Annotated in this window: 10 protein-coding genes and 1 pseudogene; 7 read left to right on the top strand and 4 right to left on the bottom strand. The window is 74.5% G+C overall.

The genetic code is table 11. The features are described 5' to 3' along the window. Positions 1–87 precede the first annotated feature (87 nt). Positions 88–1146: pseudogene (gene disA, locus ACFVGY_RS35910) on the bottom strand (DNA integrity scanning diadenylate cyclase DisA); the annotation flags it as partial. A gap of 148 nt (positions 1147–1294) precedes the next feature. Then, positions 1295–2743, bottom strand: a complete 1449-nt coding sequence (radA, locus tag ACFVGY_RS35915) for a DNA repair protein RadA (protein ID WP_385686196.1) — start codon at positions 2741–2743, stop codon at positions 1295–1297. A gap of 150 nt (positions 2744–2893) precedes the next feature. Here radA and ACFVGY_RS35920 point away from each other — a divergent pair, with 150 nt between their 5' ends. Beyond that, positions 2894–4627: a hypothetical protein gene (locus tag ACFVGY_RS35920; protein ID WP_385686199.1), complete on the top strand. Its 1734-nt coding sequence runs from the start codon at positions 2894–2896 to the stop codon at positions 4625–4627. Positions 4628–4711: 84 nt separating this feature from the next. Further along, positions 4712–4912 (top strand): antitoxin, encoded by a 201-nt coding sequence (locus ACFVGY_RS35925; protein ID WP_385686201.1) that lies wholly within the window; start codon positions 4712–4714, stop codon positions 4910–4912. A 78-nt stretch (positions 4913–4990) separates the two neighbouring features. On the opposite strand, the gene ACFVGY_RS35930 is transcribed toward ACFVGY_RS35925, so the two are convergent. Continuing rightward, entirely contained in the window at positions 4991–5836 is an 846-nt protein-coding gene (locus ACFVGY_RS35930) for a hypothetical protein (RefSeq protein WP_385686204.1), read from the bottom strand. Between the two features lie 63 nt (positions 5837–5899). Here ACFVGY_RS35930 and ACFVGY_RS35935 point away from each other — a divergent pair, with 63 nt between their 5' ends. From ACFVGY_RS35935 to ilvD, 4 genes are all read left to right on the top strand, one after another. Further along, on the top strand, positions 5900–6829 hold the full coding sequence (locus tag ACFVGY_RS35935; protein ID WP_385686207.1) for a Ppx/GppA family phosphatase: 930 nt from the start codon (positions 5900–5902) through the stop codon (positions 6827–6829). A gap of 133 nt (positions 6830–6962) precedes the next feature. Then, the gene (locus ACFVGY_RS35940; RefSeq protein WP_385686210.1) at positions 6963–7790 is read left to right on the top strand and encodes a sugar phosphate isomerase/epimerase family protein; all 828 of its coding nucleotides are present in this window, start codon (positions 6963–6965) and stop codon (positions 7788–7790) included. Continuing rightward, entirely contained in the window at positions 7787–8419 is a 633-nt protein-coding gene (locus ACFVGY_RS35945) for a TetR family transcriptional regulator (protein WP_385686213.1), read from the top strand. The genes ACFVGY_RS35940 and ACFVGY_RS35945 overlap by 4 nt, the downstream gene beginning before the upstream one ends. 136 nt (positions 8420–8555) lie before the next feature. After that, positions 8556–10406 carry a dihydroxy-acid dehydratase gene (ilvD, locus tag ACFVGY_RS35950; protein ID WP_385686216.1) on the top strand — a complete coding sequence of 617 codons (1851 nt, stop codon included), beginning with the start codon at positions 8556–8558 and terminating at the stop codon, positions 10404–10406. Between the two features lie 82 nt (positions 10407–10488). Here ilvD and ACFVGY_RS35955 read toward each other — a convergent pair whose 3' ends face one another. Continuing rightward, entirely contained in the window at positions 10489–12723 is a 2235-nt protein-coding gene (locus ACFVGY_RS35955) for a protein kinase (protein ID WP_385686219.1), read from the bottom strand. Between the two features lie 130 nt (positions 12724–12853). On the opposite strand from ACFVGY_RS35955, the gene ACFVGY_RS35960 reads away from it, so the two are divergent. Continuing rightward, a complete protein-coding gene (locus tag ACFVGY_RS35960) occupies positions 12854–13156 on the top strand; it encodes an SH3 domain-containing protein (protein ID WP_385686222.1) in 303 nt (100 codons plus the stop codon). Positions 13157–13312: the final 156 nt, after the last annotated feature.

Below are 13312 nucleotides of genomic sequence, written 5' to 3' on the forward strand. Positions count from 1 at the left end.
TGTGGAAGTGACGGCGTCGTCTCATCGGCACGGTGCCCACCGGTCCTCGGCTCAACCCCCACCCCAAGCGTAGCCACGCCGCCCCTCCCGGGCCTCGCCCACCCCGTCGACCGTCTGCAGGTCGTCGACGCTGGCCGCCAGCAGCTTCTGCAGCCCGCCGAAGTGCTCCACCAGCCGCTCGATGATCGCCCCCGGCAGCCGCGGCACCTTCGCCAGCAGCCGGTAACCCCGCGGCGACACCGCCGAGTCCAGGGTCTCCGGCGAGCCCGTGTACCCCAGCGCCCGCGCCACGTTGCCCAGCTCCAGCAGCTCCGGGTGGGTCAGCGCGTCCAGTGCCGGCAGCGCCTCCTCCACCGTCCGCGACCGCTTGGCCGTCGGCTCGGGCACGTAGTCGCGGATCACGAGCTCCCGCTCCTGCTCGATCCCGACCGTCAGCTCGTCCAGCTGCAGCGACAGCAGCCGCCCGTCCGTGCCCAGCTCGACCACGTATTCCGCGATTTCCGTGGCGATCCGGCGAACCATTTCCAGCCGCTGCGCCACCGCCGTCACGTCGCGCACCGTGACCAGATCCTCGATCTCCAGCGCCGACAGCGTTCCGGCGACCTCGTCGAGCCGCAGCTTGTACCGCTCCAGCGTGGCCAGCGCCTGGTTCGCCCGGGACAGGATCGCGCCGGACTCCTCCAGGACGCGGCGCTCCCCGTTCACGTACAGCGCGATCAGCCGCATCGACTGGGAGACGGACACGACGGGGAAGCCGCACTGCTTCGAGACGCGGTCCGCCGTGCGGTGCCGGGTGCCGGTCTCCTCCGTCGGGATCGACGCGTCCGGAACCAGCTGCACACCGGCCCGCAGGATCTTCGTCAGGTCCTTGTCCAGGATGAGCGCGCCGTCCAGCTTGCACAGCTCGCGCAGCCGGGTCGCGGTGAACTCCACGTCCAGCACGAAACCGCCCGTGCACATCGCCTCGACGGTCTTGTCCATCCCGAGGACGATGAGGCCGCCGGTGTTGCCGCGGACGATCCGCTCCAGGCCGTCGCGCAGGGGCTGACCAGGCGCGACCGCGCTCAGCGAGGCACGCATCATGGATTCCTGCCTGGAGCTCGCGCCCGACTTACCGGATGCTGCTGCCCCGTCCTTGGCTGCCACTGCACTCCTCCGGTCGCGGGTTGCGCCGCCTGCGTGGGCCGGGCGGACCAGCACAAAGTCTACCGGCGCGTGCTGCACGCCCGCCGTGGCTTGGCGAGGTGCGCCCGCGGGGGACTCCGTACCGGCCCGGCCGCGGGCCGCCAGGAGGCTACTCGCGGGCCGCCTCGCGGGCCGTCCCCCGAGCCGTCTCGCGGGTCGTCTCGCGGGTCGTCTCCCGGGACCGCCGGCGGGGCAGAACCCGCAGCGCATCGCCCACGTCGGCGACCTCCGTCACCTTCATCCCGGGCGGCACCTTCCCCGGGTCGACCGGCACCAGTGCGTGCGTGAAACCGAGCCGGTGCGCCTCGGCCAGGCGCCGCTGCACTCCGGTCACCCGCCGCACCTCGCCGGCGAGGCCGACCTCACCGATCGCCACCAGGTTCTTCGGCAGCGGGACGTCGCTCGCGGCGGAGGCCAGCGCCAGCGCGATCGCCAGGTCGGCGGCCGGCTCGGTGAGCTTCACCCCGCCCACGGTCGCGCTGTAGATGTCGCGCTTGCCGAGCGCGGTGATCCGGCCGCGCTGCTCCAGCACCGCCAGCATCATCGACACCCGGGAGGTCTCCAGGCCCGACGTGGTCCGCCGGGGCGAGGGGATCTGCGAGTCCACGGTGAGCGCCTGCACCTCGGCGACCAGCGGCCGCTTGCCCTCCAGCGTCACGGTCAGGCAGGTGCCCGGGACCGCCTCCGCACGCCGGGTCAGGAACAGCCCGCTGGGGTCGGCGAGCCCGGTGATCCCCTCGTCGTGCAGCTCGAAGCAGCCCACCTCGTCGGTGGCCCCGTACCGGTTCTTCACACCGCGGACGAGGCGCAGCCGCGCGTGCCGGTCGCCCTCGAAGCCCAGGACCACGTCCACCAGGTGCTCCAGCAGCCGCGGGCCGGCGATCGCGCCGTCCTTGGTGACGTGTCCGACCAGCAGCGTGGCCATCCCGCGCTCCTTGGACGCCCGGATCAGGGCTCCGGCGACCTCCCGCACCTGGGCCATGCCGCCGGGGGCGCCGTCGATCTCCGGTGAGGCCACGGTCTGTACGGAGTCCAGGACCAGCAGCGAGGGCTGCACGGCGTCGAGGTGGCCCAGCACGGCCGACAGGTCGGTCTCGGCAGCCAGGTACAGGTGGTCGTTGAGGGCCCCGATCCGGTCGGCCCGCAGCCGCACCTGGCTCGCCGACTCCTCGCCGGTGACGTACAGGGTGCGGTGGGTCGCGCTGGCCGCCTTGGCCGCGACGTCCAGCAGCAGCGTGGACTTGCCGACACCGGGCTCGCCGGCCAGCAGGACCACCGCGCCGGGCACCAGCCCGCCGCCGAGGACCCGGTCCAGCTCGTCCACGCCCGTGCTGCGGGCGGTCGCGGTCCGGCCGTCGACCTGCGCGATCGGGAGCGCGGCCGCCGTGACGCGGCCGGCAGAGGTGGTCCGCACCGCGGGCGCGCCCATCTCCTCGACGGTGCCCCAGGCCTGGCATTCGGGGCAGCGGCCGAGCCACTTCGCGGTGGTCCAGCCGCACTCGGTGCAGCGGTAGGAGGGCCGGTCCTTGGCGGACGATCGGGATGTACGGGCAGCCATGCGGCCCACGGTATCCGCCCCCGCCGACAGACCCGGCCCGCGCCCGGCGTCAGGGCCGCGGTCAGCGCCTGTTCGATCTCTTCACCCGTAAGGGCTAAAACAGCTCAAGGCTTCACGGCCCTCGCGGGGCGGCCGCCTACCTTCGCCAGGGTGGACAGCAGCAGCCAGGAGAGCCCCGCTCCGCGCACCGGCGCACAACGGGCGCACGGGCGCACACCCCGTGAGGGGACCGCGGCGGAGCCGCCACCGCCCTTCCGGCACGAGCCGTACCTGGACGGCTTGTTCACCTACTGCCTGTCGGTGCTGTGCGACCACGACACGGCCATCGACGCGCTGGCCGAGGTCCTCGCCGTCGCCGACCGGTACCCCGGTCGCTGCCCCGACGAGGGCGACCGCCGGGCCTGGCTGTACGCCCTCGCCCGCTGGGCCTGCGTACGCCGCCTGACCGGGCAGCGGCGGGGCCGCCCGGGGGCGCACTCCACCCGGCGCACGCCGGAGCATGCCGGGGCCGAGCGTGCGCCGGAGGCGCAACGTTCCCTCTCCCCCGACGTGAACGCGTACCGGCGCACCGAGCTCGCCCGCCTCGCCTGGCCCGAGGCCGCCGGCACCACACCCGAACAGCGCGAGGCCCTCGAACTGGCCGTCCGCCACCGCCTCGGCGTCCCCGAACTCGCGGCCGTCCTCGGCACGCCCCCGGCCACCGCCCGCGAGCTCCTCGCCGGCGCCGCCTGCGAGGTCGAACGCACCCGCGCCGCCCTCGCCGCGATGGAGACCGGCGGCTGCCCGTCGGTGTCCCGGCTCACCGGCGACGGACAGCTCCTGCTGTCCACCGCCCTGCGCGCCGAGCTCGTCCGCCACGTCGACGACTGCCCGCGCTGCCGCCGCGCCGCCGAACGCGCGGGCGCCGCCGCCCCCTGGCCCGGCTCCTGCGGCATCGACGCAGCCCTCCCCCTCGTCCAGGCACCCCGGACCGCCGTCCACGCGGCCCTGCAGCGCACCCTCCGCGGCCGCCGCCCCGCCGTCCCCCGCTTCCACCGCACCGGCTTCCCCATGGACCCGCGGGACCGGGCCGCCCGCCGCGACCGGCTCCGCGCCCGCGCGGTGACCACCACCGTCGTCGCCACCGTCGTCGCGGCCCCGGTCCTGGCCCTGTGGGCGGCGTACCGGGGCGAGCCCGGCGCCGGCGAGCCCGCGGGTGCCGGATCCGGCCGGATCTCCGCGAGCACGTCCGAGGTCCCGCCCCACCAAGGTGGTGGCCCGATGCGCGCCTACGAGAACGCCGGAGCCGGCCTCACCACCCGGACCACCGGTGTCCCCGGCTTCCCGGCCGGCACCCCCGGCCCCGGCCGGGACGTCTCCGTCGAGGTGATCAGCACCGGGCCGCCCGCCGCCCCCGACGGGCCGGGCGCCCCCGACGGGCCGGGCGCCCCCGCCCGGCTCACCGTCGCCGCCGCCCCGTACGGCGGGACCACGGTGCTCACCCTCACCGCGTCCGGCGGGGCCCCGGTGGACTGGCAGCTCCGGTCCGACGCGTCCTGGCTGCGGGCGAGCCGGACCGCGGGCACCCTGGCCCCCGGAGAATCGGTCACCCTGCACATCACCGTCGACCCCGACACCGAGCCCGCGGGTCCCTGGGCGGCCCGCGTCGCCGTGGACCCCGGCGGCGCGGTGGTCGCGGTCCGGGGCCGCGGCCGCCCCGCCCCCACCCCGACGGCCACCCCGACGACGCCGACGCCGACCCCCACGCCCACCACACCCGATCCCACGGATTCCCCGACGCCCACGCCCACGCCCACCCCCACCCCGAGCGCGTCCGAGCCCTCCCCGGACCCCGGCGGAACGGTTCCCCCGGACCCGGGCACACCCGCCGACCCCTCCCCTTGAGCAGGGCAAACCGCCCCGAGGTGCACGAAAGGATCACGCCGGAGACCCTGGAGAGGTAGGACACCCCAGGTCGAGGAGGCCGGAATGAGCATGATGGACAAGCTCAAGCACATGCTGAAGGGCCACGAGGACCAGGCCGCGAAAGGCGTCGACAAGGCCGGCGACCACGTCGACGAGAAGACCCGGAGCAAGTACACGAGCCAGGTCGACACGGCCCAGGAGAAGCTGAAGGAGCAGCTCGGCACCCCGGAGAGCGGGCAGGACGAGCCGCCCCGGACCTACTGAACGCCCCGGCCGCGGACGCACCGCGAGCCGGAGACAGACGCGCCGGCGAACCGCACGACGTGACCCGCCGGCCCCGGCCTACACCGGGTCGGCGGGGTGTGGGGCCATCGGCAGCAGCGAGGCCAGCCGCGCCTCGCAGTGCTTCACGAGCTCCGCGTACCCCTCCTTGCCCATCAGCTCCGTCAGCTCGGCCCGGTACGTCACGTACACCGGATCGCCCGCGCCGTGCGCCGACGTCGCCGACGTGCACCACCAGTGCAGGTCGTGCCCGCCCGGACCCCAGCCCCGCCGGTCGTACTCGCCGATCGACACCTGCAGCACCCGGGTGTCGTCGGGCCGGTCGATCCACTCGTACGTCCGCCGGATCGGCAGCTGCCAGCACACGTCCGGCTTGGTCTCCAGCGGCTCGCGCCCCTCGCGCAGCGCGAGGATGTGCAGCGAGCACCCGGCGCCGGCCGGGAAGCCGGGCCGGTTCAGGAAGATGCACGCACCCTCCCACCGGCGGGTCTGCCGCTCCCCGTCCTCGTCCTTCTGCACCCAGCCCGACTCGGTGCCCACGTCGTGGAACTGCCACAGCTCCGGGGACAGCCGCGCCACGTGCTCGGCGACCCGCTTCTCGTCGTCCTCGTCGGAGAAGTGCGCGCCCAGCGTGCAGCAGCCGTCGCTGGCGCGGCCCTCCCGGATGCCCTGGCAGCCGCTGCCGAAGATGCACGTCCAGCGGGACGTCAGCCAGGTCAGGTCACAGCGGAAGACCTGCTCGGCATCGGCCGGGTCGGGGAACTCCACCCAGGCCCGGGGGAAGTCGAGGCCCTTCTCGTCGCCCGCGAGCGCACCGGACGAAGCCCGTGCGGCGGTCTCGGCCGCGCGCTTCGTCTTGCTCTTCGTCTTGGTCTTGGACTTGTCGGCCTTCTTCGTATGTGGCACAAACCCAAGCCTAAGCGCCCCTAACGCAACCCGTACCCCAGCCGCACAGTAGCGTTTCCTCGTATGAGACTCGGTGTCCTTGACGTGGGTTCGAACACGGTGCATCTGCTGGTGGTGGACGCGCACCCCGGCGCGCGCCCGCAGCCCGCGCATTCACACAAGGTGGAACTGCGGCTGGCCCAGCTGCTCGACGGGAGCGGCGCGGTCACGCCCGACGGCATAGACCGCCTCGTGGCGGTGATCGCCGACGCCGTGCAGGCCGCCGAGGACAAGGGGTGCGAGGACGTCCTGCCGTTCGCGACCAGCGCCGTGCGGGAGGCCGTCAACGCCGACGAGGTCCTGGCCCGGGTCAAGGCCGAAACCGGCGTCGACCTGCCGATCCTCAGCGGCGACGACGAGGCCCGGCTGACCTTCCTCGCCGTCCGCCGCTGGTTCGGCTGGTCGGCGGGCAAGCTCCTCGTCCTCGACATCGGCGGCGGCTCGCTGGAGATCGCGTACGGCATCGACGAGGACCCGGACGCGGCCGTCTCCCTGCCGCTCGGCGCCGGCCGCCTCACCTCCGCCTGGCTCCCGGGAGACCCGCCGGACCCGGCCGCCATCCGCGATCTGCGGCGGCACGTGCGGGCGCAGATCGCCCGGACGGTCCGCGAGTTCAGCCGGTTCGGGGCCCCGGACCACGTCGTCGCCACCTCCAAGACGTTCAAGCAGCTCGCCCGGATCGCCGGAGCGGCCCGCTCGACCGAGGGCCTCTACGTCCAGCGGGACCTGACCCGCAAGGCCCTGGAGGAGTGGGTGCCGAAGCTGGCGGAGATGACGGTGGCGCAGCGGTGCACGCTGCCGGGCGTCTCGGAGGGCCGCGCCGCCCAGCTGCTGGCCGGTGCCCTGGTCGCCGAGGGGGCGATGGACCTGTTCGGGGTCGACAGCCTGGAAATCTGCCCCTGGGCGCTGCGCGAGGGCGTCATCCTCCGCCGCCTGGACCACCTCCCCGTGTGACGCCCGCCGCCCGCCGCCCGCCGTCCCACCGCAGGACGGGGCGCCGGCCCGAGGCCGAGCGGGTACGGGCCGGCACGGGCCGGGCCCGGAGGGGAGCCCTTCAGGCCGGCCGGGCCCTCGGTACCCTGTCCCCGTGGCAGAACCCGTCCGCATCCCGACCGCGAAAGTCGCCCTCTCCACCGCCTCCGTCTACCCGGAGTCGACGGCGACCGCCTTCGAGATCGCCGCACGCCTCGGCTACGACGGCGTCGAGGTCATGGTCTGGACGGACCCGGTCAGCCAGGACATCGACGCCCTGCGCCGCCTCTCCGACACCCACGGCATCCCCGTCCTGGCCGTCCACGCCCCCTGCCTCCTGATCACCCAGCGCGTCTGGTCCACCGATCCGTGGACCAAGCTCCAGCGGGCCCGGTCCGCCGCCGAACGCCTCGGCGCGAGCACCGTCGTCGTGCACCCGCCCTTTCGCTGGCAGCGCCAGTACGCCCGGGACTTCGTCTCCGGCATCGCCCGCATGGCCGACGAGACCGACGTCCGCTTCGCCGTGGAGAACATGTACCCCTGGCGCTACCGCGACCGCGAGATGCTCGCGTACGCCCCCGAGTGGGACGTCACCAAGGACGACTACCGGCACTTCACCGTCGACCTGTCCCACACCGCCACCGCCCGCACGGACGCCTTGGAGATGGTCGACCGCATGGGCGACCGCCTCGCGCACGTCCACCTCGCCGACGGCAACGGCTCCGCCAAGGACGAGCACCTCGTCCCCGGCCGCGGCTCCCAGCCCTGCGCCGAGCTGCTGGAACGCCTGGCGGCGAGCTCCTTCGACGGCCACGTCGTCATCGAGGTGAACACCCGCCGGGCCATGTCCTCCGCCGAGCGCGAGGCCGACCTCGCCGAGGCCCTGGCCTTCACCCGCCTCCACCTCGCCACCGCCCCCACCACCCCCGCCCCCCGCCGATGACCGAACCAGCACAGCCCGCCCGGCCCGCCCGCCGCCGCGGCCCCGGCCGGCCCCGCCACGACGAGGCCGACGACGGCCCGGGCACCCAGGAGCGCATCCGCCTCGCCGCCCGCGCCGAGTTCGCCGCCCGCGGCTACGACAAGACGTCCGTACGCGGCGTCGCCAAGGCCGCCGGCGTCGACCCGGCCCTGGTCCACCACTACTTCGGCAGCAAGGACGAACTCTTCGCCTCCGCGATCGAGCTCAGCATGGAGCCCGCCCTCGTCGTCCCCGCGATCCTCGGCGAGGGCCCCGACGGCATCGGCGAGCGCCTGGCCCGCTACTTCCTGGGCATCTGGGAGAACCCGGTCACCCGGGCCCCGCTCCTCGCCGTGATCCGCTCGGCCCTGACCCACGAGGCCGCGGCCAAGGTCCTGCGCGGGCTGATCCTGCGCCGCGTCCTGGAGCGGGTCGCCGCCGAACTCAAGGTCCCCGACCCCACCTTCCGGGCCGAGCTGGCCGCCTCGCACATGGTCGGCATCGCGATCCTGCGGTACGTCGTCCAGGTCGAGCCCCTCGCGTCCGCCGACCCGGAGACGATCGTCGCCCTCGTCGCGCCCACCCTCCAGCGCTACCTCACGGAGGCCTGACCGAGGGCTGACCCTCGCATCCCGCCATCCGGACGAGCTGTCCGTATCCCGGGCCGGGGGCGTAGCCTCGTAACCGAGCCATATCCACAGTCGCGGCGGCGCGCGAGCGCCCCCGCACTCATGGGGAGTGAACCCGATGCCCGAGCTGAGGTCCCGCACCGTCACCCACGGCCGCAACATGGCGGGCGCACGCGCCCTCATGCGTGCGTCGGGCGTAGCCAGCGAGGACATCGGCAAGCCGATCGTCGCCGTCGCCAACTCCTTCACCGAGTTCGTCCCCGGCCACACCCACCTCGCCCCCGTCGGCCGGATCGTCTCCGACGCCATCCGCGCGGCCGGCGCCGTCCCCCGCGAGTTCAACACCATCGCGGTCGACGACGGCATCGCCATGGGCCACGGCGGCATGCTGTACTCGCTCCCGTCCCGCGACCTGATCGCGGACTCCGTCGAGTACATGGTCGAGGCGCACTGCGCCGACGCCCTGATCTGCATCTCCAACTGCGACAAGATCACCCCCGGCATGTTGATGGCCGCCATGCGCCTCAACATCCCGGTCGTCTTCGTCTCCGGCGGCCCGATGGAGGCCGGCCAGGCCACCCTCGTGGACGGCACCGTCCGCAAGCTCGACCTGATCAACGCGATCGTCGACTCGGTCAACGAGAACGTCTCCGACGAGGACGTCCTGCGCATCGAGGAGAACGCCTGCCCGACCTGCGGCTCCTGTTCCGGCATGTTCACCGCCAACTCGATGAACTGCCTCGCCGAGGCCATCGGCCTGGCCCTGCCCGGCAACGGCTCCGTCCTCGCCACGCACACCGCCCGCCGCGCCCTGTACGAGGAGGCCGGCCGCACGGTCGTCGAGATCACCAAGCGGTACTACGAGCAGGACGACCACTCGGTCCTCCCCCGCAACATCGCCACTCGCGAGGCCTTCGAGAACGCCATGGCCCTCGACATCGCCATGGGCGGCTCGACCAACACGATCCTGCACCTGCTGGCCGCCGCCCAGGAGGCCGGCCTGGACTACGACCTCAAGGACATCGACGCCGTCTCGCGCCGCGTCCCCTGCCTGGCGAAGGTCGCTCCGAACGTCGCCCCCGGCGGCACGTACTACATGGAGGACGTGCACCGCGCCGGCGGCATCCCCGCCATCCTCGGCGAGCTGCACCGCGGCGGCCTCCTGAACAAGGACGTCACCACGGTCCACTCGACGAACCTCGAAGACTGGCTGTCGAGCTGGGACGCCCGTTCCGGCACCGCCACCGCCGAAGCCATGGAGCTGTGGCACGCCGCCCCCGGCTGCAAGCGCTCCGCGACCGCCTTCTCCCAGTCCGAGCGCTGGGAGACCCTCGACCTCGACGCCGAGAACGGCTGCATCCGCTCCGTCGAGCACGCGTACTCCAAGGACGGCGGCCTGGCCGTCCTGAGGGGCAACATCGCGGTCGACGGCTGCGTCGTGAAGACCGCCGGCGTCGACGAGTCCATCTGGACCTTCGAAGGCCCGGCCGTCGTCTGCGAGTCCCAGGACGAGGCCGTCGACAAGATCCTCTCCAAGCAGGTCAAGGAGGGCGACGTCGTCGTCATCCGCTACGAGGGCCCCCGCGGCGGCCCCGGCATGCAGGAGATGCTCTACCCGACCTCCTTCCTCAAGGGCCGGGGCCTCGGCAAGGCCTGCGCCCTGATCACCGACGGCCGGTTCTCCGGCGGCACCTCGGGCCTCTCCATCGGCCACGCCTCCCCGGAGGCGGCCTCGGGCGGCACCATCGCCCTCGTCGAGGACGGCGACCGGATCCGGATCGACATCCCGAACCGCTCGATCGACCTCCTCGTCGACGACGCGACCCTGGCCGCCCGCCGGGAGGCCCTCGGCGGCGTCTACGCCCCGAAGAACCGCGAGCGCAAGGTCTCCGCGGCCCTGCGCGCCTATGCGGCCATGGCCACCAGCGCCGACAAGGGCGCGGTCCGCGACGTCACGAAGCTCACCTGACCCACCCCACCGCCCCGCCCGACCACCCCGGGCGGGGCCACCCGACGCCGGCACATCCAGCCACCCCAGCGCACCGGCGGAGCTACCAGGCGGCCGGATCGCCGGCGTCGACGGCGAAGACGGACCCGTCCGGCGCCGTCGCGAACACCCGCCCGCCGGCGGCGACCGGCGCCGGCAGCGTCGCCGTGAACGTCCCCCGCCCCGCCCCCATCCGCGGCTGCGTCTGCCCCGCCAGCCGCCCGGCCGTGCCGTCCACCGCGAGCAGCCGCCCGTCGACCGCCGTCAGGTACACCCGCCGGTCACCGCCCAGCACGGGCCGCGAGGCCGCCGTGACCCCGGTCTGCAGCCGCCACTCCTCGCGCTGCGCGCCCACCGCAGCCAGGGCCCCCGACACCCCGAACACGTACGCCGTGCCGTCGGGGGCCACGGCCGCCTGGGCCTGGAGCAGCGGGGCCGACAGCGGCACCGACCGCACCGCCCGCGAGCCGAGGTCCACCCGCAGCACCGACCGGGCCATCGACCCCGCGTCGTTCTCCAGCAGGAACAGCCCGCCGCCGGCCACGCCGACCGGCTCTGCCGCGCCCGCCGTCCGGGCCAGCATCCGCACCGCGCCCGTGACGGGGTCGACCTCCGAGACCTGGGTGGACTTCCCGTCGGCCGCGGGCGTGGCCACGTACAGCGCGGGCGCCGCGCCCGGCTTGGCCGGCGCCTCGCCGGCACACCACACCGAGCCGACCCCGCCGAACGGCTTGGTCCACTGCGCGACTCCGGTGGCCGCGTCCACGGAGATCGCCTTGCCGTCGGGCAGCGAGATCATCACCCGCGGCCCGGCGGGCACGACCCGCGATCCGGCCAGCAGCACCCGCTTCCACCGCTCCGCCCCGGTCGCCGGGTCCAGCGCCCGCAGGGTGCGGCTGCCGGCCGAGGTGGTGAGGACGAGTCCGCCGTCGTGCAGCGGGGCGGCGGTCTCGACCGTGCCGGGGGAGGCCTGGACGGACCACACCACCGAGCCGTCGGCGGGGTCCAGCCGGGCCGCGGCGAGCCCGTGTCCGGAGCAGTACAGGGTTCCGTCCGCCCAGGAGCAGGCCGACGGCGCGGTCCCGGCCGGCCCGGCCGTCCCGGTCCCCGGCCTGCCCAGCTCCCGCGACCAGGGTGCGAACGGCTTCTGCGCGCCGCGGGCCGACTGCGCGCCGTCGCCGCCGCGCTGCTGCGGGCTGCCGTCGTCGCCCCGGAGGTACCAGCCGCCGCCCACCGCCCCGCCCGCCAGCAGCAGCCCGACCGCTGCGGCGACCGCCGCCCGGGTCCGCCGCCGGCCACGGCCCGGCGGCCCCGGTACGGTCCCGGCACCCGCGCCGTCCGCGCCGCTCGCGCCGCCCGCGGCGATCACGGCAGCCGCGGCGGCTTCGGCGGCGGTCTGCGCGCGCTGGTGCGTGGGCTCCTCGGCACGGCGCCGCACGGCGTCCGTCACGGTGGGGGAGGCGGGGCGCCGGGGCTGCGGGACGAAGGTCCGGGTGTCCTCGCCCGTCGGGTACGCGAGGGCGCGCATCGCCGAGATGAGGGCGTCGGCGGTGGGCCGCTCGGCGGGGTCCTTCGACAGGCAGCGGGCGACGATCGGCGCGAGCTGCGGCGGCAGCCCGGTCAGGTCGGGTTCGCCGTGCACCACCTGGTACGCGACGAGGTAGTGGCTGTCGGAGTCGAAGGGCCCCCGCCCGGTGGCCGCGTGCACGAGCACGGCGCCCAGCGCGAACACGTCGGCTGCGCTGCCCACCTCGCGGGGGCGCTGGAACTGCTCGGGCGCCATGAAGGGCGGCGTCCCGATCAGCTTCCCGGTCTCGGTGCGCAGGTCGCTGTCGGCGGGCCGGGAGATGCCGAAGTCGATGACGCGGACCCCGTCGGGGGCCATCAGCACGTTGCTCGGCTTCAGATCGCGGTGGACGACTCCGGCCCGGTGGATGTCGCGCAGTGCCTCCGCGAGTCCGGCCGCGAGCCGGGTCAGCTCGGCGGGGTCCAGCACCCTCTCCCGTACGCGCTCGGCGAGCGTGGGGGCGTCGATGAAGAGGGTGGCCATCCAGGGCCGCTCGGCGGCGGGGTCGGCGTCGACGACGGGCGCGGTGAACGCGCCGCTGACCCGCCGGGCGGCGGCGACCTCCTGGCGGAACCGGGCGCGGAACTCGGGGTCGACCGCGTGCTGGGGGTGCACGATCTTGACGGCGAGTTTCAGCCCGGAGCCGGACGTGGCCAGGTGGACGACGCCCATGCCGCCGGATCCGAGCACGCATTCGAGCCGGTACTGGCCGGCGTATTCCGGAAAGCCCACGTGGTCCGCGTGTAGTGACTGCACTGCTCACCACCCCCGCCGGAGCCTAGTCGATGTCCCGTGTGAATCTCCAAGGGCCTGCTACCCTGCGCGAGTTGCGCAGAGCAACGCCAAAGGGGGGAGATTTCACATGTCCGAAGAGAACGAATCCAGCCAATTCCAGACCCTCGACTCGGGGTCCGGATTCCAGACCTTCCCGGTCGCGCCGGGCTACCGGGTGAACGTCCGCAGCGGCCCCGGCACCGGCTATTCGATCGTCAAGGTCCTCCCGTACGGCGCGACCGTGACGATCCGCTGCCAGACGGACGGCGACACGGTCAGCGGCCCGTACGGCACCACCGACATCTGGGACTGCGTCGGCAACGGCCAGTTCGTCTCCGACGCGTACGTCAGGACGGGCAGCGACGGCTACGTCGCCTCCCCCTGCGGCTGACACCGGCGGCAGGGCCGCCCGCCCGGGGCCGGCCCGGACCGCCCCGCCCCGCCCCGGGCGTGGGTCACGTTTGTCGCACCGGGCCCGCCCCCACCCGCGGTGGGTTATAGGCGGTGGTGGCGAAGAACATCACGAGAACCCCCACGCGACCCCCCC

Source organism: Streptomyces sp. NPDC127106 (genome assembly GCF_042677605.1).
Taxonomy (GTDB): Bacteria; Actinomycetota; Actinomycetes; order Streptomycetales; family Streptomycetaceae; genus Streptomyces.